Source organism: Clostridium lundense DSM 17049 (genome assembly GCF_000619945.1).
Lineage (GTDB): Bacteria > Bacillota > Clostridia > Clostridiales > Clostridiaceae > Clostridium_AO > Clostridium_AO lundense.
The window spans coordinates 166587-187687 of sequence record NZ_JHVC01000007.1 but is presented as its reverse complement, the minus strand read 5'-3'; the positions used below and the strand labels follow the sequence as shown (position 1 = coordinate 187687).

General features: G+C 30.1%; 17 protein-coding genes and 2 other annotated features (1 of these 19 only partly in view). Of the genes, 4 read left to right on the top strand and 13 right to left on the bottom strand.

Annotated elements, in window-relative coordinates; genetic code table 11:
- Positions 1–176: a binding site (T-box leader), on the bottom strand; it reaches 33 nt to the left of the window's first position.
- 81 nt (positions 177–257) lie between these two features.
- On the bottom strand, positions 258–482 hold the full coding sequence (locus T514_RS0109665) for a PspC domain-containing protein (RefSeq protein WP_034868705.1): 225 nt from the start codon (positions 480–482) through the stop codon (positions 258–260).
- A 235-nt stretch (positions 483–717) separates the two neighbouring features.
- Here T514_RS0109665 and T514_RS0109660 point away from each other — a divergent pair, with 235 nt between their 5' ends.
- From T514_RS0109660 to T514_RS0109645, 4 genes are all read left to right on the top strand, one after another.
- Positions 718–1383: a response regulator transcription factor gene (locus T514_RS0109660; protein ID WP_027624593.1), complete on the top strand. Its 666-nt coding sequence runs from the start codon at positions 718–720 to the stop codon at positions 1381–1383.
- Positions 1380–2393 carry a sensor histidine kinase gene (locus T514_RS0109655; protein WP_034868703.1) on the top strand — a complete coding sequence of 338 codons (1014 nt, stop codon included), beginning with the start codon at positions 1380–1382 and terminating at the stop codon, positions 2391–2393. The genes T514_RS0109660 and T514_RS0109655 overlap by 4 nt, the downstream gene beginning before the upstream one ends.
- Positions 2394–2488: 95 nt before the next feature.
- The gene (locus T514_RS0109650) at positions 2489–3256 is read left to right on the top strand and encodes an ABC transporter ATP-binding protein (protein WP_027624591.1); all 768 of its coding nucleotides are present in this window, start codon (positions 2489–2491) and stop codon (positions 3254–3256) included.
- Positions 3246–5471 (top strand): FtsX-like permease family protein, encoded by a 2226-nt coding sequence (locus T514_RS0109645; protein ID WP_034868701.1) that lies wholly within the window; start codon positions 3246–3248, stop codon positions 5469–5471. The genes T514_RS0109650 and T514_RS0109645 overlap by 11 nt, the downstream gene beginning before the upstream one ends.
- A 106-nt stretch (positions 5472–5577) precedes the next feature.
- Here T514_RS0109645 and T514_RS0109640 read toward each other — a convergent pair whose 3' ends face one another.
- From T514_RS0109640 to aspS, 12 genes are all read right to left on the bottom strand, one after another.
- On the bottom strand, positions 5578–6006 hold the full coding sequence (locus tag T514_RS0109640) for a DUF1259 domain-containing protein (protein ID WP_242850580.1): 429 nt from the start codon (positions 6004–6006) through the stop codon (positions 5578–5580).
- A 226-nt stretch (positions 6007–6232) separates the two neighbouring features.
- Positions 6233–6838 (bottom strand): FMN-dependent NADH-azoreductase, encoded by a 606-nt coding sequence (locus tag T514_RS0109635; protein WP_027624588.1) that lies wholly within the window; start codon positions 6836–6838, stop codon positions 6233–6235.
- Positions 6839–7187: 349 nt separating this feature from the next.
- Complete coding sequence (locus T514_RS0109630; RefSeq protein WP_027624587.1) at positions 7188–8924, bottom strand: ABC transporter ATP-binding protein; 1737 nt, start codon at positions 8922–8924, stop codon at positions 7188–7190.
- Positions 8921–10729: an ABC transporter ATP-binding protein gene (locus T514_RS0109625; RefSeq protein ID WP_027624586.1), complete on the bottom strand. Its 1809-nt coding sequence runs from the start codon at positions 10727–10729 to the stop codon at positions 8921–8923. The genes T514_RS0109630 and T514_RS0109625 overlap by 4 nt, the downstream gene beginning before the upstream one ends.
- A gap of 255 nt (positions 10730–10984) precedes the next feature.
- Complete coding sequence (locus tag T514_RS0109620) at positions 10985–11983, bottom strand: helix-turn-helix transcriptional regulator (protein ID WP_027624585.1); 999 nt, start codon at positions 11981–11983, stop codon at positions 10985–10987.
- A 393-nt stretch (positions 11984–12376) separates the two neighbouring features.
- Positions 12377–13699 carry a DUF4179 domain-containing protein gene (locus T514_RS0109615; RefSeq protein ID WP_027624584.1) on the bottom strand — a complete coding sequence of 441 codons (1323 nt, stop codon included), beginning with the start codon at positions 13697–13699 and terminating at the stop codon, positions 12377–12379.
- Positions 13699–14274 carry a sigma-70 family RNA polymerase sigma factor gene (locus T514_RS0109610; RefSeq protein ID WP_242850579.1) on the bottom strand — a complete coding sequence of 192 codons (576 nt, stop codon included), beginning with the start codon at positions 14272–14274 and terminating at the stop codon, positions 13699–13701. Before T514_RS0109610 ends, T514_RS0109615 begins: the two co-directional genes overlap by 1 nt.
- 315 nt (positions 14275–14589) lie before the next feature.
- Complete coding sequence (locus tag T514_RS0109605) at positions 14590–14997, bottom strand: YgaP family membrane protein (protein ID WP_027624582.1); 408 nt, start codon at positions 14995–14997, stop codon at positions 14590–14592.
- Positions 14998–15166: 169 nt separating this feature from the next.
- Entirely contained in the window at positions 15167–16555 is a 1389-nt protein-coding gene (locus T514_RS0109600; RefSeq protein ID WP_051541983.1) for a HAMP domain-containing sensor histidine kinase, read from the bottom strand.
- Positions 16545–17234 carry a response regulator transcription factor gene (locus T514_RS0109595; RefSeq protein ID WP_027624580.1) on the bottom strand — a complete coding sequence of 230 codons (690 nt, stop codon included), beginning with the start codon at positions 17232–17234 and terminating at the stop codon, positions 16545–16547. The genes T514_RS0109600 and T514_RS0109595 overlap by 11 nt, the downstream gene beginning before the upstream one ends.
- A 94-nt stretch (positions 17235–17328) precedes the next feature.
- Positions 17329–19152 carry a helix-hairpin-helix domain-containing protein gene (locus tag T514_RS25680; protein ID WP_027624579.1) on the bottom strand — a complete coding sequence of 608 codons (1824 nt, stop codon included), beginning with the start codon at positions 19150–19152 and terminating at the stop codon, positions 17329–17331.
- A 222-nt stretch (positions 19153–19374) separates the two neighbouring features.
- Positions 19375–20664: an aspartate--tRNA(Asn) ligase gene (gene aspS, locus T514_RS0109585; RefSeq protein WP_027624578.1), complete on the bottom strand. Its 1290-nt coding sequence runs from the start codon at positions 20662–20664 to the stop codon at positions 19375–19377.
- 181 nt (positions 20665–20845) lie between these two features.
- Positions 20846–21070: a binding site (T-box leader), on the bottom strand.
- Between the last annotated feature and the right edge of the window lie 31 nt (positions 21071–21101).

The following is a 21101-nucleotide window of genomic DNA, read 5'->3' as shown; positions in this document are numbered from 1 at the left end:
AATTGCTGATCCATAATAAAAATCAGCCTCTCGACATTAGTATGATAAAGGATACTAACCTTTCGATTTATCACCGACAGTTCCAAAAGTGGACAGATTTAGCTTTTCACCGATTCTCACCAACCATCGACTCTCTGAAGAAATTTATAAATCCTAGCTTTTATCAACACTGTTTTTTAATCTATATTGTATTATAATTATATATACTTTTATACTAATTTGCAAGTAAATACTAAACTTATAGATTTTTTAAGCATCTATTTTAATAAATCAATTTTAATATCATCTACATATTCTTCTTCCTTTTTATTAAGTACAATTGCTAATATAACATATAATAATAATCCTGTTCCGAAGAATAATATTGATATAACCCAAGCAATACGTATTTTTGAAACATCTAAATTAAAATATTCTGCTATGCCAATACATACTCCAAACAACATTGAATTTTCTTTTATTCTTACAAGTGATTTATTCATGTTAAATCTCTTCCTCTCAAATTTAAAAATTTCTTAACTTCATGATTTAATTATACTTTTTCAAAGAATTTCATTCCATTTATTTACCTTACATATTGAGAAAAAGCCTTACATTTTTGTCACTTGTAAAATCACATATCTTTTCCTTATTTTCCTATTGTTGTTTATTTTAGAAGAAGGAAATATAATAATATTATTAGATGGCTTTATAATACAGTAGAAATGGAGGTAAAAAATGAAGCAGATAATGATTATTGAGGATGATCCAGTTATTCAGGAAGAACTAAAAAATTTGTTAAATATCAATGAATATGCAGTATCTATTGTAATGGATTTTTCAGATATTGTTGAAGAAATTAAAAATTGTTGCCCACATTTGATTTTATTAGACATAAATTTGCCTATAGGAGATGGTTTTAAAGTATGTTCAAAAGTTCGTACTTTCTCCAATGCCCCCATTATATTTGTTACGAGTCGTAACACTGATATGGATGAATTAAATAGCATTATGTTAGGTGGAGACGCCTTTATCACAAAACCTTATAATGTTTCTATTTTGCTTGCTAAAATATCCTCTTTACTAAAACGTGCCTATCCACTTGAACATACAGAAATTTTATCCTATCACAATACTATTCTACACTTGGACAATGCCACAATAGAATATAAAGGACAATCCGTTGAACTCACAAAAAATGAACTAAAAATATTATATTTTCTTTTTAAAAATGCTGGAAAAATTGCTCCTCGTGCTGACATAATTGAATATCTATGGGACAATCAGCTTTATGTAGATGACAACACTTTAAGTGTAAATATTACAAGAATAAGAGAAAAACTGGCTCAAATTGGTCTAAGTAACTTTATAAAAACAAAACATAGGCAGGGATATATGATATGAAGATTATAGATTATATAAAAGATCATGCAGTGTGTACCTTTGTGAATATCATTTCTATGATTACATTATCCCTATTTCTCTTGGCAGTTGGCAATAAGATAGATATTGTTTTTATTATCATTATTTCATGGATTATTATTTTTACTTCATACTTATTTATAAGGTATTACCTACACAATCGTTATTTAACACAACTTTTAAATACAATGGAACAACTAGATAAAAAGTATTTAATTTCTGAAGTAATGCAACGCCCTACCTTAACAGAGAGTAAAATATATTATCAAATTCTAAAATCCTCAAATAAATCCATGATTGAACAGATTGCTGCTGTTAAAAGGGAAAGAAAAGAATACAAAGAATATATTGAACAGTGGATACATGAAATTAAAACTCCTATTGCTGCTATGAAACTAGTTTGTGACAACCATAAGTCAGAAATTACAAGAACTCTTCTAATTGAACTTGAAAAAACAAACCACTTTGCTGAACAAGCTTTATACTTCGCTCGCAGCGAAAATCTAGAAAAGGATTATCTTATTAATGAAACTATTTTATCTAAAATCCTCCACTACACAATTACAGAAAACAAGCAGTTATTAATTAAAAATCAGGTAACTGTTCAAGTAGTAGATTGTGATTATACAGTTTACACCGATGCAAAATGGATTAGTTTTATTCTAAATCAACTCATCGTCAATGCTGTTAAATATAGAAAACAGAACCCTATATTATGCTTTTCTGCCAATATTGTATGTGGTGGCGTTTCTTTGTCTGTAACTGACAATGGTATTGGTATTGTAGAAAGTGATTTGCCAAGGATTTTTGAAAAAGGTTTTTCAGGTGAAAATGGTCGTAAAGAAAAACATTCCACTGGTATCGGACTATATCTGTGCAAAAGATTAAGTGACAAGCTGGGAATTAAAATAACAGCAGAATCCCAAATTGATAAAGGTACCACTGTTACATTGTTTTTCCCAAAAGGCAACTTTGTAAAAGTGCAGGACTAATCTCCTGCACTTCTTACATTTTTGTAACAACTTTGTAAGAATACTCTATACACTTTCATTTTTAAATGCCATAAAATAAATGTGAGGTGAAAAACATGAAACAAATTTTAAGAATTGAACATATGGAAAAATATTATGGAAATAAAAACAATATAACAAAAGCCATAGCTGATATTAGCTTTCATGTGTGTAAAGGTGAATTTGTAGGAATTATGGGGGCATCAGGTTCTGGAAAAACAACTTTACTGAACTGTATCTCCACCATTGATACCCCTAGTGCCGGTCATATTTTTTTGGATGATGTGGATATTACAGAGATTAAAGAAAAAGAGATCGCCAAGTTTAGACGCGAAAACCTAGGCTTTATTTTTCAAGATTTTAATCTACTAGACACATTAACCATTCACGAAAACATTGCCTTTGCATTAACAATCAACCATATTGCCTCAGAAAAGATTGACAAGCAGGTTCTTTCCGTTGCAAAACAGCTTGGAATAGAATCAATACTGAATAAATTTCCCTATGAAGTTTCTGGTGGGCAAAAGCAACGATGTGCTTGCGCAAGAGCCATAATCAATTCACCCAAACTCCTACTGGCAGATGAACCCACCGGTGCATTGGACAGTCGATCTTCACAAATGCTGCTTGATATACTACAAAGCATGAATAATGAATTGAATGCTACAATTCTGATGGTTACACACGACGCTTTTGCAGCTAGCTATACAAAACGAGTTCTATTTTTACAAGATGGACATATTTTTAATGAAATAATTCGAGGTGAGAAAACTCGCAAACAATTTTTTAATGAAATTCTTGACGTTTTGGCTCTGCTGGGAGGTGATTTATCAAATGTACGTTAAACTGGCTTTTAGAAATGCCAAACGATCTGCAAAAGACTACCTAATTTATTTACTGACATTGATTATTTCTGTTGGGCTATTTTATGGTTTTTTATCAATTACTAGTACTTTTTACAATAGCAGATTACCAATACAAATGAACTTAGAGTATTTCTCTAGCAAAATGAAAATCATTATACCACTGATTGCACTATTACTTATTTTTCTAATTTCATATGTAAACTGTTATATGATAAAACGGAAACAAAAAGAATTTGCTTTACAAACCATTATGGGGATGGAACAAAGAACAACTGCATATCTGTTTTTTATGGAAACACTACTAATGGGACTTATGGCTATTTTGGGAGGCATCCTTTTAGGCGTTTTGCTATCTCAACTAATAAGTGCAATTATTATGACTTCTTTTGGTCAGCAGTATCAACTTTACTTTTCCCTTTTTCCTGATACTGTTCTTTGGACATTGCTATTTTTTCTTTCTTTATTTTTGATCATCGGATTCAGTAATGTTCGTCAGATTAGAAAACAAAAAATAATTGACATGTTGCAAAGAAATGAAAAAAGCTTAAGGGATTTTGCAGTTAAAGATATATTTACTAACTGGGTAATTATTGCTTGGTGTATATCAACATTTATTATATATTTGTGCTTAAAAGGTCTACTCCCTCGCTGGAGGGATCTTAACCATGAAGGTGCTTTGCTTTTAGGAATTTGTATTACTAGTACTATTGTATTTTTTTCTCTTGTCATACTTTTTTTAATTATAACCGTCCTAATAAAAAAAGATGGTAGTCTGCTTTCGGTGCTAATGTCAATAGTAGGTCTAATCTCCGGTATTACTCTGCTGCACCTTTGTGATACTTTTGATCAATTGGTTAGACTTGGAATATTAAAACAACTTTATGGAACATTTCCGCCATTATTGGCAATGGCTATAATTTTATTTAGCATTATTTCAGCCTTTAGTGGCTTTTCATGGTTAATTCTTCAAATAAAGAAGAAATCAACCTCATTTAAGTATAATCATCTATTTCTGCTAGGACAAATAACTTCAAGACTAAAAATTAATTCAGAAACCATGGGAATACTAACCTGTATTTTAATGATGGCATTAGTACTGCTTAGTTGGCTTCCAATTTATGCAAAACAAACTGATGGCTACCTCAAAGTCCGTTCCGTCTATGATGTCCAAATTTTTACAGGATATAAGACAGTAAAAAATATTAATGATCTTCCAAAAGGAAGTATGGATTATTCTTATATAGACCACTATCTAGCCAAAGGCAACTATACATTAAAAGGTTCTGCAAACGTGGAAACCTACTTTTTACAGGATAGCGATTTTAAAATTAGAACAAAAAAAGACCTGCCTATTCTTGGCATCTCTTTAAGTAACTATAATGCTTTACTAAAATTATCTGGATATGATGAAGTTTCACTCCCAAAAAACGGATTTTCTGTTATATGGAATAATACCGCTTTACCAGATGAAATTAAAGAGTTGGAAAATGAACATCCTATAATTTTAGCTAGTAATTATACACTGAAAAAGATTCCAAATACAGATTATCAAGTAGCTGTTGGAATGGGCATATTTACAAGTGGCATGAAAGCAGTATATATTCTACCAGATTATGTATGTAATAACCTTACCCTTGCCACTACCTATTATGTTGCTAATACAACAAAACCTCTAAGTTATGATTTTGCCAAAACAATGAATATGGATATAGGTAACTGGGTAAATAAAGCAGGTGTACTTTCCAAAGATAGATTCTATATAAGGCTTAAAACATTGCAAATCAACGAGGGAATATCAAATTCTCTCATGCTCCGTTTAGGCGGTTCATACACTTGCTTAGTCCTTATGGTAATCTGTTTTACAATTTTATCATTACAACAATTGATAGACGCCACGGAACATAAAAAGCGTTTTCAAGTTATAAAAAAATTAGGTGTGGATGAGTGTGAGATAGGACGCTATATTAGACAACAAATGTTTGTTTGGTTTGGTGTTCCTACGCTTATTGCTTTCTGTGGAGCTGGTGCTACATTGGTATATTTAGGTTTGAAAAACTATAGGAATTATATTGTTTATATTACTTTAGGACAGGTAGCTTCTGACATTCTAAACATATTTGGAATTTTCGCTATGATATTAATTTGCTATTTTACTGTTACCTATATTCTTTTCAAAAGAACTATTACAGACTAATATAAAACTTTTCATTTGCTAACTAATCATTATTGCAATTTACTATATAAAATTCTATTTATTAAACAAGGATATTTGCGGAATAATCCACAAATATCCTTATCATTTATTCTAAAACCCTAAGGGCATCTGCTACTTTTCTTGCAAAAGCTATTGGATCGTCGATGGATTCAAAATGAATATACATAAGTCTTGGATCATCAAACAACCAATGATTATGAAGTGCTGTAACTAGAATTCCATGTTCTCTAAGAACAGTAATAAAATCATTAATTTCTTCTTGTAGAATTACTGTTTCACCTAAATTAAGAGTTCTTCTTTGACCTCTTATAGGTTCAAATGAGAATAATGCAGCTAATGCTAGTGGAGAACGAGTTCGTCTTCCTAATATCTCTGCATCTATATCTCTCAAAAAAGTTACAGTACATACATTATTTGCAGTGCTTAAAATTTCTGCTCCAAGTATTCTTGCAAATTCACTACAAAGTCCACAACGATCTCGATCTCTCATAATTTCTTCACAATAATCTCTCATAATTTAAATCCCCCTATATTTATTTAGGGAATCAAGTTTTTAGCTTGTCTATAATGCTATTAATAATACTTAATTCCCTATGTAATATATAGGGGCTTTTCTATATTACATAATATGAAGCTTATATATATTTGTGTATAATTAATCTAATATTTTTCAATACCTATATCTGTTCTTATTAAAGGGAAAATAGTTTTGCTTTAACCATTCTCCCTTTATATTATAACTAAAATTCTTTTACCTTTTCCTGAGCCTTTTTAATAGCACTTCCTACGATTACTTCTACATTCTCCCCCATAACATCTAGCTTTTCTGCTGATATTGTAGAAAAATCAGTTATACCAAAGAAGCCAAAAATTGTTCTTAAATATCTGTCTCCCATCTCATATGCTACAGCTGGTCCTTCTGAATATGATCCACCTCTTGCAACAATATGGATTGCCTTTTTTCCATGGCATAATCCAACTGGTCCCTCTGCAGCATATTTAAATGTAACGCCTGAAACAGATACGTAATCAATATATGCCTTTAATATTGCAGGGATACTTAAATTCCACATTGGTGCTGCAATTATATATTTATCTGCTTCAGCAAATTGATATGCATATTTTAAAATAGAATGATTTCTGCTCTCATCAGTCTTAGGTCCAAAGATACTATTTAAATCTTCTCCTCTTAAAAAATTTATATTCTCCTTATATAAATCTAAGGTTGTAACTTTATCATTTGGATTAAGTTTTTTATATTGATCCACAAAGTTATCTGATATTTTAAAGGTTCTCGACATTCCCTCAGGTTTTATATTAGCTTTAATGTATAATACTTTACTCATATACCCTTACCTCTCTCTCCTTAATAGTAGTTTATCTAGTAACTTACAAATATTTCAATATTATCAGTTATAATATTTTTCACCATACAACCATGATTATTTTTTGTAATTGCACTTAAAACCAATTTTCTATTATTACTACTATTCTCAAAAAAATATCTAATCATGCATATAATAGGCATAAATTAAATAAAAGTTTTTTGTTTATTATTATACTTATCTATAGCTATATCCTCATTTTTGTCACTTATGAACTAACCTATAAAATAGATTTTTTTAATTATAATTTTTCTAGCATAAAAAAGAACACTTTCTTATAAAGATTAGTGCTCTTTTCTAAAACCAAATGTTATTTTAATAACTTTAAACTGCTAGAGGTTTGTTGTAAATTCCATAGGCGTGCATATAAACCACTGTATTTAAGTAGATCTTCATGTTTTCCCTGTTCTACAATCTGTCCCTTATCTAAAACTACAATATTGTTGGCGCTGACAATAGTCTTTAATCTATGTGCAATTACAATTACTGTTCTTCCTTTAATTAATTCATTAATAGCTTTCTGAACATCTACTTCGTTTTCAGGATCAAGAGATGCGGTAGCTTCATCCAATAAAACGATAGGTGCATTTTTAAGCATAGCTCGTGCAATGGAAATTCGTTGTTTTTCACCACCAGATAGGGTGCATCCACCCTCACCAACTGGTGTACCATATCCTTGAGGTAGTTTCATTATAAAATCATGACAGCAAGCTTTTTTTGCTACTTCCTCTATCTCAGATTGTGTTGCATTTTCTCTTCCAAAACGTATATTATTACCAATAGTGTCTTGAAACAAATATACATCTTGAAATACCATAGATATTCTTTTAAAAAGTTCTTCTGGGTCAATATCCTTCATATCCCTGCCTCCTAGCAAGATATGTCCCTGATCTGGGTCATAAAATCGTGCTGCCAGCTTTAAAATAGTACTTTTGCCACTACCAGATGGTCCTACTAATGCAGTAAGTGTTCCAGCTTTCATACTAACTGAAATATCTTTAAGAACCTGGTTATTTTTGTATCCAAAAGAAACTTGCTTAAAAACAATATCATTACCTGCTGACGGTGTCTGTGTACCAGTCATAACTTTCTCTTTCATAAATTTCGTTATGCGTTCCCCTGCTTGTGCATCATAACGTAATTCTGCAAATTTTATGGTTGCTTCTGCTAATGGATCAAAAATTCGAGTCCCTATTATTAAAAAGGTAGCAAATGTCATAATAGAAAGGGATCCACCTATTAAAAGATAACTTCCTACATAAATCATTACTGTTAGTCCACTACGTAAAAGTGGTGTTACCATTAATATAATGGACTGCAAAAGTCCTTCCATTTTAAGGCTCTGTTCCATTAAATTTCGAAAAGAGCTCTCCAAATTCTTAGCATGTTCCCCTGTCATATTACAAGATTTTATAATGCGAATACCTTCTAAATATTCCTGTAAACAATTTGTTGCATTTACCTTTGCATCATTCAATCCTTTTCCTATTGTCTTTTGAAGTTTTGCAGTACCTATAATAATAAGTATTGCTAAAGGCATTGCGGCAAACATAGCAAGAGACATACGCCAGTCTATAAAGGCAAGACCTATAAATCCAAGCACTGGCGTCACCAATGCACCAATCAATGCTGGTACCACATGAGACATTCCATGCTCCACCATAGTAAAATCGCCCATAATCATATTGCCTAGCATACCGGAGTCTTGCCCTGTAAGATATCCAATAGGTAACTTACGCAGATGTTCGGCAAGCCCAGCCCTACCTTCTGCAGCAGTCATATAAGCATCACGATAAGAGTAGCGATATGCTGGAATCTCAGCTATAAACATAATTCCCATTGATATTAAAAGTGCTATAAAAACAATCCAAAGTTTTGTTGTATTAAGTATTGTTCCTGGAGTAACAAATGGCTCAAAAAAAATTTGCAGAGCCCATACTGCCAAACCAAATGGTAACATGTTTATGATATTTGCCAATATAGTAAAAACTATAGGTTTTATAAGCTTTTTAGGTTTACCACCGGTGATATTATAGAAAACTTTCATGCCAACTCTCCTCCTTTGCCAAGTCCCCAATTTGAAGCGGTAGTATAGGCATCCCATAATTTTTTGTAAAGTCCATCTTTATTTATCAAAATATTGTGATCACCTTGCTCCTTAATTTTTCCATCCTGCATAACAATAATTTGGTCTGCGTCTTGTATAGTACTCAAACGATGTGCGATCATAATTACTGTTTTATTCTTTATTAGTTCACGCAATGCAAGCTGCATGTGATACTCATTCTCTGGATCAGCAAAAGCAGTAGCCTCATCCAGTACAAGAATTGGAGAATTTTTAAGAATGGCCCTTGCTACGCAAATTCTCTGTTCTTCTCCTCCAGAAAGATGAGTACCTCCTTGTCCCACAATAGTTTCATACCCATTTTCCAAAACTTCAATAAATTTATGACATTGCGCAGCCTTAGCAGCAGCATAAACCTCTTCTTTTGTTGCAGAAGTTCTACCTAATCGTATATTTTCAAACACAGTATCATGGAATAGGAAAGTATCCTGAAAAACAAAGGATACTAGATTCATTAAATCATGTGTTGCAATGTCTCTAATATCTACTCCTCCAATGCATATTTTCCCCTGCTGAATATCCCAAAAACGAGGAATAAGATTTGCCACCGTAGACTTTCCTGATCCCGATGGGCCAACAAGTGCCGTAAGTGAGCCTTGTTTTGCTCGAAAACTTATTCCCGAAAGCGCTTCTGTTCGTGTAGATACATCTTCTGCATTATAAGAAAAAGAAACATTGTTAAATTCTATATCATACGAATATGGGGTTTTAGCTTCTTTAGATTCTTCTATTGGTTTTTGTCCAAAAATACTATCAATACGTACAACTCCTTCAGAAATATCTCCCAAAGTAGATGCAAAACCCATAAATCGTGACATAGGAGAAGCCATAGCTGGTGCGAGAATTATAAAAAACAAAATAGTCTGTGTTAAAGACAGATCTGCACCTTGTTTAGTGAGTATCAAAATTCCCACTGGCAAAATCATAATAAGTGTTGAGTTAAGCAAAACCTTTGCCGCAATATAAGTGTTCTGAAAATAATCTGTGTATTTTACACAATAATCTCTATAGGAAATCATATCACTATAAAACTTACGAAAAGAATGTACAGTCCTTCCAAATACCTTTACCACTGGAATACCTCTAACATATTGGGTAGTAGAGGTACTGATTTTTTCAAGAGCATCATAATAACTCTTAGCACTTTCCTGTGCAGCTTTACCACTACGTTTTTTCATTTGTATCCAAAATCCTAAAGCTGATGGAATCATAGCTGCAATTGTAAGTAGTGGATTTAGTGTTAACATAATCAGAATAATAGCAATTCCTGTGACAAATACATTTATCATATCTGGTAATTGATGTGCCACAAAAGCTTCTATTTTTTCTACGTTTTGCTCAAAAGTTTTCTTAATAATTCCAGTTGAAGTATTACTTAAATAACCTAATGGTAGTTTACCAATATGATCAGAAAGACGTACACGTAAGTTATACTGAATTCGGTATGCCGCTTTATGTGACATAATTCCTGATGCATACATAAAAACTACACCTCCTATTAGTCCCGTAAGAGCAATGATTCCCCATCGCATCATGTATTCCCCATCCGCTTTAATTAGATTAGAAGCATTTTTTAAAAGTTCTGCCATTGTGAAATAAACAGCAATGTATGGTAATAACATTAAAATAGCACTAATACCCGACAGAATAGAGGATCCAATCAATAACCCTCGTTTTTCTCCTGCAATTTCCAAAAGTCTTGGAATACCTGTTTTTTTAGTATTCATATAAATCACCTCTTTTATTTTTCATCCAACATACAAGATAAAAGCATCTTAGAATTATGCTGTACCAGAAAATCAATAATTCCACGATTTTCATTTACTTACAATTATTTAAACCACCTAACTATTTTTAATACTTCTACTTCCATAAGTATAAAATAACTATATATTGCTTCTCTGCCCAAATTAGTATTATATTCGCTCAAATTGGAATAAAAAACAGCATACACAAAAGTATGCTGTAAACTAAAATACTCTTTACATGTTTTTAATATTCTTTATATACGCCCCAGGGTTAACGCCATATCTTTTGTTAAATGCGGCTGCAAAATGACTCATATTCAAATAGCCCACTCGTACTGCTACATCACTAACATTAAGCTTTTTTTCTTCTAATAAAAACTTTGCCATTTCCAACCTTTGATTTATAACATAAGTGTGTACAGGTACTCCAAAAACTTCTTTAAATCCTTTTTTTAATTTGTATTCATTCAGAAAAATAGCTTTTGAAAGGCAACTTATAGAAGGTGCTTCTGATAAATTTTCATCTAATATATCTTTTGCATCATAGATACACTTTAAATCTTCTGCTGACAAATTCACACTAGAAGTAACTTTTTCTGTTTGATAAACAACCTCATTCAAATATACTGCAATAAGTTCCAATAACTTCCCTTCCACATAAAGTTGTTTTAAAGAATTCTGATAGGGACACTTTAATATTTTCTGTAGAATCACTTGAATAGATGGTGTTACTTTGTATTTACCGCAAAACCTGTTTTTTGAAGAACCACAATGCATATTGCAATGAACACTAATACTTTCAAGAGTATCCTGTATTTCGGATAGTGGCATTTTAATTTCAATTAAATGAATATCACACTGTGCAGGATAAACACTGTTTTTTATTGTTTCGTAACTTGTACCAATATAACTTTCTCCAGAAAACATCTCAAATTCTTTGCCTGCCTGTGGTAATTTCCAATTCAAGTTGTCTCCAAGACAAAATAGCATATCCATATGTGGAACTCTTGAAACTCCCCACACTTCAATAGGTTCCTGAAAATTCAAATCATAATCAATTATACGAACACCTCTAGATCCGCATATACTACTCAACCGTCCATTACCAGCTTCCTTGGGAATTGTATAACAAAAATTATTGTTGTTTGAATTATAAGCTTCATTAAATGCATAGCAAATGGAATCCCCATAAGCTTCCTTATTATTTACTTTATACTCATACTGTTTTATCATATATAAATCACCTCATTTTTCTCATTAACCATTTAATTTTATTAGCTAAATATTTTCATTCTTTCTTAACATACTGTACTGATTTAATTATTAACAATTTATCCGATGACTACCCGCTCTAATACTCCCATCTTCTTTAAAGTGGGAGTAAAGAGCGGCTACGTCCCTGGATAACGATTTCTAAAGCTTCAGTGGGAGTAAAAACTCCTTCTGAAGCTAAGAACTCTGTTTATAAAATCAATCTATGTTAATTATAACACAAATGATATTAATTATCATTATCAAATAGTTGATAAATATCCAACAGCTTGGTTGGTGATTTTATTTATAGACAACAAAAAATAGAGCACTATCCTCTGAAGGTTAGCGCTCTTTTCTATTATCTCTCCTAGTTTATTTTAATGTAAGTTCTGACTCATCTTCATTATAATCTCCTTTACAGTCTAATATATGAACATTAAGTTTAATAGTCACCTTATCCTGTGACACATCATCAAATTCTGCAATATATCCCTCACTAGTTTCCTCTATACCTTGAACTAAAATACCTGTACTGGTATATAAATCTGAAAGCATGTTAAATACTTGTTTCTTATCATCACCTTTAATATAGACACGGATTTTTCCATCCTTTCTCTCTATATTATAGATTTCAGCCTTATTTCCATTATTAAAAGTAATTTTCTTTGTGTAGATTACTCCGCTTATCTCTCCTTTAGGAAGTTTATCTAGTTGTTTTTTTATTCTTTCATCATTTTTTATGCCCTCTTCCTTTGTCATTTCTTTAGTAGCTATTTTTTCAAAACTTTTGATACTATGTTTTACAAGTGAAATATTCTTAGAATTTTTAATAGAGTTATAACTAACATTTTGCATAAAAGTATGGCACTCATTTTTGCCCCAAGAAGATCCAAGTATAGGATAAATTTTATTATCTACCTTCAAATAATAGCTCTCTCCATTTGGTAAACCCACAAGATTATTGTTGCTAGTCATAATAGTACCTAGTGTATTAATTTCAATATGATTAATAGTAACTCCTATATCCTTAGACATAGTTATACCTTTTTCAATGGTTTCCTTAAAATTCTTTGAAAAATCCACCTTCATATCCCACACTATTGGTTTCTTAAAACCATCACTGATAGCCATAATATTAAAATTCCCTTTCATTGGGAATTCATTCTCTGAAGCAAACTCAACAACCCAAAGTTGTGTGTTTTCACCTATATCTTTCAATCCTCCTGATGAACCAGTATCTAATTTCCCCTCAAAACCACATCCAAAGTGAACTAGAGGTCTATTTAGTTTTGTCCACTTATCACTATATTGCACCTTTACAGCCACCTTCATCACATGATTTGTTCCTGTCAAATTCTCCAAAGTAATCTTTATTCCATTCTCTTCATAGGTCTTCCCTATATAAACTGACTGTGATAAATACTCTGATTTAAAGCCAATACTTTCATATAGCCTGTTAAATGTAGGTAGTACATTGGCTAATACGCTATTTCCATTAGATACCAATAATACTAATATTAATACTGAAGCTATAGCTGCCGCTAAATCCTTTCTCTTACTTTTTCTTTTTTCAATCTTTTTTCTTAAATTCTTTTTTATATTTTCCTTTTCTTTACTAGAAAATCTTATATCTATAGAATTATATTCTTCTAAATCTACATCTTGAAGATTTATATTCTTAAAATCATAATCCATTATAAATTCCTCCCTGCAAATATGCACCTTAGCTTTTTCTTAACTCTAGAAAGTCTATTACTTACAGCACTTTTGTTTATCCCTAGATTATCACTTATTTTATCTAAACTCTCATCCTTATAATAACGTCTAATAATTATTTCTTTACTCCCTTCATCTAGCATTTCTAAACTAGATTTCAATGTTTCTCCATCTAATTTGTTATTTACTTGTTCAAAAACATTATCATCAATGGTATAAGCTAAATCTTCCTTTAACTCCAAACTAGAGCTATGCCTCTTTTCTTTTCTTAATATATCTACTGCTTGTCTTTTAGTTATAACTACAAACCATTTAGCAAAACTTTCATTACTCCCACTAAAGGAAGATATATTGTCCCAGATCTTAAGTAAAACATCATTAGTACATTCCTCACTAAGCTGCCTATTATTTAAAATATTATAACTTACCTTTAAGCCTAAATCCGAATAGTTTTCTACTAAATAATCTAAAGCTTTTAAATCTTTATATTTTAAGCCTTGAATAAAATTGTCTTCATTTATCATCTTCTTCATCCCTTCTAAAGGTACCTTCATCTATATTAACGTAAGTAGTCTCAAAATCTATCGCACAAATTATAAAAGTATTCTATTCTTTAATATTAAGGGTTAAAAAGGTTATATATGTAACTATAGTACAATAATTCTATATAATCAGTCTAAAAATAACTAACAGCATCCTAATACTTCAAATTACCCTTCATAAATTTGAAAGTACCAACAAAATCAAAAAATTTTAAAATAGAGATAGTGCATAAAGTACCATCTCTATTTTAAAATATAGCTAAAACACATACTATATAATATTATTCTTTATCAACTTCTTACTAACATTAACAAAACTTAATAAAACTAATAACTTCCATGAGCTTTAAGTAATTTTCCAAGTAGTTCCTTTTCATAATTAATTTCTGAAGAAGTTCGTACTCCTAATCTTCTAAAAATAGGCACTGGTGGGCACCATCCTTGAAGTGCATGTTGTAATAAAAATCCTCCTACTATTCCTGAAATATAAAACCATTTTTTATTTACTTTAAGTCCTAGCATGGTACTTAAAATCACAGCAGATGCTGCATTAGCTTCAAGTAATCTTTCAATATCCCATTCTTTGTTAAGCTTTTTTATTCTAGATATAATTTCTTCATTTTCTTTATTAGTATAATACTCAATATTTTTCAAAGTTCTTTTTCTAATCTTTTCATTAATGCACTCATCCGTATTCAATTCTACTCTTTTTGTAGTATCTGGAAAGCTAAACATTCATAAAATACCTCCTATTAATCTATATAATAATTACCTATAGTTATTATGTTCGAAAATAAATTATTAATTAGGAGATATTTTATTGTGAAATGATACCAATTGTAAACATGAGCATAAGCTGCGCAATCTAAATGCATAAGAGTGAATATCCACTTTACTGTTAACTTTAATTATCCTGTCCTTTAATTAATACAAAAAAGCAAACCTTATTTTCTTCACATTCTGCCCATATCTCTCCATGATGTAGCTCAACAATGCTTTTTGCAATAGAAAGACCTATACCAGAACCTCCAGTTTCAGAGCTTCTTGCCTCATCAGTTCTATAAAATCTATCAAAAATCTTATCTAGTTCTTCTTTTCTTATACTCTTACCTTCATTTTCAATACTAACTATTGCCCCATCTTTATGCTGAGAAATTTTCACTTTTATGTTTCCTGCTTTATCACTATATCTTATGGCATTAGTAATAATATTTTCAAAAACTCTCATCATTTTCATAGGATCCACATTTACAATTACTTCTTTATCTGGCGCTTCTAAAAAAATGTTTAAATTATTTTGATTGCATGTAGACATCATACCTTCCACTACTTGCCTAATAAACTCATTTAATGAAATATTAGTTTTCTCAAGCTTAATATCATAAGAAGTCAGCTTAGTATACTCAAAAAGATCATTTATTAACTCTTCAAGTCTATGAGATTTATTGTCCATTATATCTATATATCTGCTTATATCATCTTTTCCTTTGTATTTTTCCTTTAGAAGTTTTACATAACCAACAATTGACGTTAAAGGAGTTCTTAAATCGTGTGATACACTGACTATAAGCATATCCTTATTTTTTTTAATCTGTTTTTCTTTTTCCTTTGCAATCTTTAACTCTTCAGTCATATAATTTATATTTTTTCCAAGAAGTGCAAGTTCATCTTTTCCTTTTATCTGAACTCGATAATCAAGATTCCCTTTTGATATCTCCTTTAGTCCTTTTGACAAATTATCTATATACTTTATTCTTCCATAAGTTAATAGTAAAAACACTACAATAAATATTATTATTAATAAAATGAAAGTTATAGAATCATCCCCCATAACCAAAAATACGGAAGCTACAATATATCTATTTTCATCTAATTTTTCTATATTGTAATACTTAATTTCCTTTCCATCAAAAAATATACCTTTATTCCCTCTAGAAAAGTAATTATCTTGTGATTTTATTTTTAGAAGTTTATCTATATCTAACTGTTTTTCACAATTATTTTGTTGTTTTAATAGTACCTCTCCATTCTTATTAACTATGTAGATATCCTTATTACTTGAATTTTTATCTATGATATTTTGTAATTCTTTTTTATTGTTCATATTTTCTTTTATTTCACTAAATATAGGCGAACATCTACGATTAAAATTTTGTATCTCTTTTGAATAATCTGTTCTTCTATTTCTTAAAATATTATTTATAGTAAGTGCACTAATGGTTGCGAAAATAATAGATATAAAAAATATTAAGAGAAATCTGAGTCTGATACCACCTAAGTACTTATTTCTCAATTTTATATCCAACTCCCCATATAGTTTTTATATATTTAGGATTTTTAACACTGTCCCCAAGCTTTTCCCTAATATTCTTTATATGTGTCATAATAGTGGAATCTGATTCATAAAATTCTTCCTTCCATACATGTTCATAGATGTTTCTGCTGCTAAAAACCACATCTCTATTTTCTGCTAGTAATTTTAATATCTCAAATTCCTTAGAAGTAAATTTTATTTCTTTTCCAGATACATAAACCCTATGTGTATCTGAATTTATTAGCAAATCATCAATTACTATTTCATTACTTTTAGGAACTATAGCTGCCTTGAGATATCTTCTTAGTTGTGCTTTAACTCTTACTACAAGCTCTAGGGGATTAAATGGTTTGGTAACATAATCATCTGCCCCTGTAATTATACCTAAAATTTTATCGTTATCTTCTCTCTTGGCTGATAGCATTATAATAGGTACATCTAAATACTCCCTTATTTTTTTACAAATTTGTATTCCATCAATATTAGGAAGCATAATATCAAGAATAATAAGTTGTATATTGCTGCTTTTAGCTAGTTCTAAAGTTTGAAACCCATCTTCTGCAGTAATTACATCATAGCCTTCATTCCTTAAATATATTTCTATAAGTTCTCTAATTTCTTTTTCATCATCCACAACCAATATAGTAATTTTATTCATAGTGACTCTCCTTAATATACTTTTCAAAAAAGTTATCAACAATAAAGTTGAGCTGATAACTTTTAAAAATTCTATTTATTATCAATTAAATTTATCAACATAGTGAATATATAATTATTATCATCAGCATTATCGTTGATATAAAACTATCTTTTAACTTAACTTTGTTTCTTCTTATTATCAAAAATCCTATACCTTGTAATATAAAAATTAATAACATAAAAATTATTATAGGATTTAAATTCTTATTACCTATCCAAATAGCATTGCTAGCAAATGCGGAAGTAAGCCCCAATAAAACATAAAATATAAATTTAAAAGATTTCTTAGCTATAGATTTAAATAAGTCATTTTTATTCTTAATTGTTTTTCTAGCAATTATTAAATAATAAAAAATTAAAAATATAACAAGCCATTCCACAGTTCTTAAAATTAAATGCTTAAAATTGCCAAGAGCTATATTGAAAACTTTATTTTCTATATTCCTTGAAATATTTTTAAGTTCATTTTTTACTTTTTTAAGTTTTTCTTTACTACTACTATTCTTTAAAATTTCAACAGAAGCTTTGGTTATTCCTTTTATTTTTTCAAATTCTCTAACATCGTTAAAATATCCATTTTCATCTCTATATGCAATAATACTTTCTGCATCGCTTTTACTTATGCCTTTTAATTTAAGTAAGTCTTCTTTCTCACAAGTATTTATATTAAATACATACATAGGGAAATTAAGACCTGCAAATTGATCCATAATTACATTAGAATGCTTACCTTCACTAACTATCCATATTTCTCTACCACATTCCTTTGTGAAATCATACCCTGTACTTTCATTAAAAATATTTAATACCCTATTCTTGTCTTCTGGATATTCTTTAATATATCCATTTGTAAATTGTATTAACTCAGGTTTATCGTCTTTATTTATATGTTTACTAAATACATTGAAAACCTTAGAATATCTTTCGCTTAATGTTCCTTTATCAGTAGTTATAAGTTTTACAAAAAAACTAGAATTAACTGCTTCTGTAGATAAGCTTTGTTCTAGTGTTCTTTTGTTAGATTTGTCTTGATAAAGTCCCATATTTCTATACAAAACTGATTTTTCGCTATTCATAAAATCATGTCTTAAATTTTTATACTTACCATGGCTATTTAAAGCAAATTCATGCCTTTTTAATCCTTCATATTGTGATTGGCAAAACATACAAGTTTCTCTATAATAATCTAATCTTAAAGGAAAAATAAAATCTCTGTTTATTCTGTTTATTCTTGGATTTATACTATTCTTTATTCTTTCTATATCATTATATATACCATCTTTAACTACTTTGTTTTCTTCATAAAGCCTTGAAATAACCTCAAAGTGCTCTCCAAAGCCTTCATTAAAGGCAATGCTATACTCTGTAACAATATCTGAATAATGTATATCTACTGTATTTTGATCAATATCCTTATTTTCTCCAGCAGTAATCCCATATAAAACATGTCCCATTTCATGAGGAAAAATTTGTGTTATAGATTGAAGCCTATTATAATTATTATTTAATTGATCCGGCGAAAGTTCTATATAAGGTGACTTTGTTTTATTATAAAGTTTCCCATCCTTTTTAAGATAAAAACCAATACTGCCGTAACAGCCTGAGCCTTTCTTAAAAGCTACATAGAATTTTTTATTTTTTGAGGTTGAATATTGTTGTGCTAGTCCATATAGATCTATGGATTCTTTCATAAAGGATTTGTTATAAACCTCCATAAAAGCTTTAGTATCTCCACCCTCTTCATAAACGGGAAATCCATCCTTAGTTTCGTTTCCAGCTTTAAGAACTATTATATTTATTATTTCTTTTGCTGATACCTTTCCTATTGTGAAAAATAATACTATAGATGTAATAAACAAAAAAATATATTTCTTCATAATTCTCCTCCTCTATTTTGCATTTTCAAAAATTAAGTTGTTATTTTTGGAAAATACCTTATTGCTTTAATTTTAGAATATATTTATCATGGAAATATAAAGCAAATCTGAAGAATTTCTGAAGAAATATAACTATATTTATGTTACTATACTAAAAGAAAGTGCGGCTTTTAATATAATTGAGGTTCTTCTACAAGAACCTCACTCATATTAAATAAGTTACTATGGTACTAATCTTTTCCTATCTCTTGTAATTAATGTTGCTTCTCTTACATTTTCTAGTCCTAGAATCTTTGCTGTTATTCTCTCTAAACCAATAGCTAATCCTCCATGTTTAGGCATTCCGTACTTAAAAATTGATAGATAACTGTCATAATCATTAGGGTTAAATCCTTTATATTTCATATTTTTTACTAGCATATTGTAGTTATTAATTCTTTGTCCACCTGTAGTAATCTCTATTCCCCTAAATAATAAGTCAAAACTATGGGTTCCCTCTTCACCAAGTGGCATAGTATACATTGGTCTCTTCTTTCTAGGATAATTGGTTAAAAATATGAACTCACTATTTAACTTTTCCTTTGCATATTCACAAAGAAGTTTTTCTCCTTCTGGGTCTAAATCTCCTTCTAGGTCATCTTTATTGTATTCTTTACTTAATATCTCCAAAGCCTCTTTAAATTTTAGCTTAGGTATCTCTTCCTGTATAACTGGCAATTCTGCCTGTAATAAATTTAAATATTCCTTACATTCTTTATTAAGCATTTCTAGTATAAACTTTAATACTCTCTCTTCAAGTTGCATAATATCTTTTTCATCTTCAATAAATCCCATTTCCAAATCCATACTTATATATTCATTAAGATGTCTATTGGTATTATGCTCTTCTGCCCTATAAGCATGGCCTACCTCAAATACTCTTTCAAAACCTGCTCCAACCATCATCTGTTTATAAAATTGAGGACTTTGAGCTAAATAAGCCTTATTTTTAAAGTATTTCACTTCAAAAACTTCTGTCCCACCTTCTGCCCCTTCCTTTACGATCTTTGGAGTATGAATTTCAGTAAATCCTTCCTTATTTAAAAATTCTCTAAAACCATTTACTATTGAGTTTTGCACCTTAAAAATTGCATTTATCTTTGGATGTCGTATACTTAACACTCTATTATTAAGCAGTGTATCTAAATTAACTTCTAAATCTTCCTTATTTATTTCTATTGGAAGTTCGTCTTCAACGTTACTTATAACTTCTAAATTTTCTACTTGTACCTCAAAAGGATTTAAAGCATTCTTGCTTTTTTTAACTTCTCCTATAATTGATACTACTGATTCAACCTTTACTTTTGATAAATCAAATTCATTATTGTTAACTATACATTGAACTAATCCTGATCTATCTCTTAAAATTACAAAAGTTATGGCCTTTAATTTCCTAATTTTATGAATCCAACCTTGAATATTTACTTTTTCATCTATAGAATTTTTTAATTCATTTACTAATTTTCTTTTCATTTTAATCATTACCTCCAAAATAAAATAATCCCCTTGAGTAAAAACTCAAGGGGCAAAATAATTTGCGGTACCACCCTTTTTTAACAATGTTCATAATAAATTAGGATAGGCATCACATATAGAAAGGAGCTCCTCTTTCTGTATAACTTCCTAGAAGAGTAATAAAAAAGCTTTCACTCCTTATAGAAGTGAAAGCATATCTTCACGGTACCATCCTAATTTAATAACGTATTAATACATTATTATCTCTAGTCCCTATAACGGAAGAAACCCGACTTATCCTAATACAATTTTCAGATAAGTATCTCCAGGATGTCTTTCGATACTACTTTTCTCATAGGCTCACACCATCCCTACTCGCTTTGGATACTTAGTAAATATCTACTCTTCCCTTCAAAGAATTTATCTTTTCTATATATTACTCTGGAGTAATTAAT

Bases quoted from the DNA above. Each gene is read 5' to 3' on its own strand.
- T514_RS0109665 (WP_034868705.1), bottom strand. From the start codon at position 482: ATGAATAAATCACTTGTAAGAATAAAAGAAAATTCAATGTTGTTTGGA.
- T514_RS0109660 (WP_027624593.1), top strand. From the start codon at position 718: ATGAAGCAGATAATGATTATTGAGGATGATCCAGTTATTCAGGAAGAA.
- T514_RS0109655 (WP_034868703.1), top strand. From the start codon at position 1,380: ATGAAGATTATAGATTATATAAAAGATCATGCAGTGTGTACCTTTGTG.
- T514_RS0109650 (WP_027624591.1), top strand. From the start codon at position 2,489: ATGAAACAAATTTTAAGAATTGAACATATGGAAAAATATTATGGAAAT.
- T514_RS0109645 (WP_034868701.1), top strand. From the start codon at position 3,246: ATGTACGTTAAACTGGCTTTTAGAAATGCCAAACGATCTGCAAAAGAC.
- T514_RS0109640 (WP_242850580.1), bottom strand. From the start codon at position 6,006: ATGAGAGATTATTGTGAAGAAATTATGAGAGATCGAGATCGTTGTGGA.
- T514_RS0109635 (WP_027624588.1), bottom strand. From the start codon at position 6,838: ATGAGTAAAGTATTATACATTAAAGCTAATATAAAACCTGAGGGAATG.
- T514_RS0109630 (WP_027624587.1), bottom strand. From the start codon at position 8,924: ATGAAAGTTTTCTATAATATCACCGGTGGTAAACCTAAAAAGCTTATA.
- T514_RS0109625 (WP_027624586.1), bottom strand. From the start codon at position 10,729: ATGAATACTAAAAAAACAGGTATTCCAAGACTTTTGGAAATTGCAGGA.
- T514_RS0109620 (WP_027624585.1), bottom strand. From the start codon at position 11,983: ATGATAAAACAGTATGAGTATAAAGTAAATAATAAGGAAGCTTATGGG.
- T514_RS0109615 (WP_027624584.1), bottom strand. From the start codon at position 13,699: ATGGATTATGATTTTAAGAATATAAATCTTCAAGATGTAGATTTAGAA.
- T514_RS0109610 (WP_242850579.1), bottom strand. From the start codon at position 14,274: ATGAAGGTACCTTTAGAAGGGATGAAGAAGATGATAAATGAAGACAAT.
- T514_RS0109605 (WP_027624582.1), bottom strand. From the start codon at position 14,997: ATGTTTAGCTTTCCAGATACTACAAAAAGAGTAGAATTGAATACGGAT.
- T514_RS0109595 (WP_027624580.1), bottom strand. From the start codon at position 17,234: ATGAATAAAATTACTATATTGGTTGTGGATGATGAAAAAGAAATTAGA.
- T514_RS25680 (WP_027624579.1), bottom strand. From the start codon at position 19,152: ATGAAGAAATATATTTTTTTGTTTATTACATCTATAGTATTATTTTTC.
- aspS (WP_027624578.1), bottom strand. From the start codon at position 20,664: ATGAAAAGAAAATTAGTAAATGAATTAAAAAATTCTATAGATGAAAAA.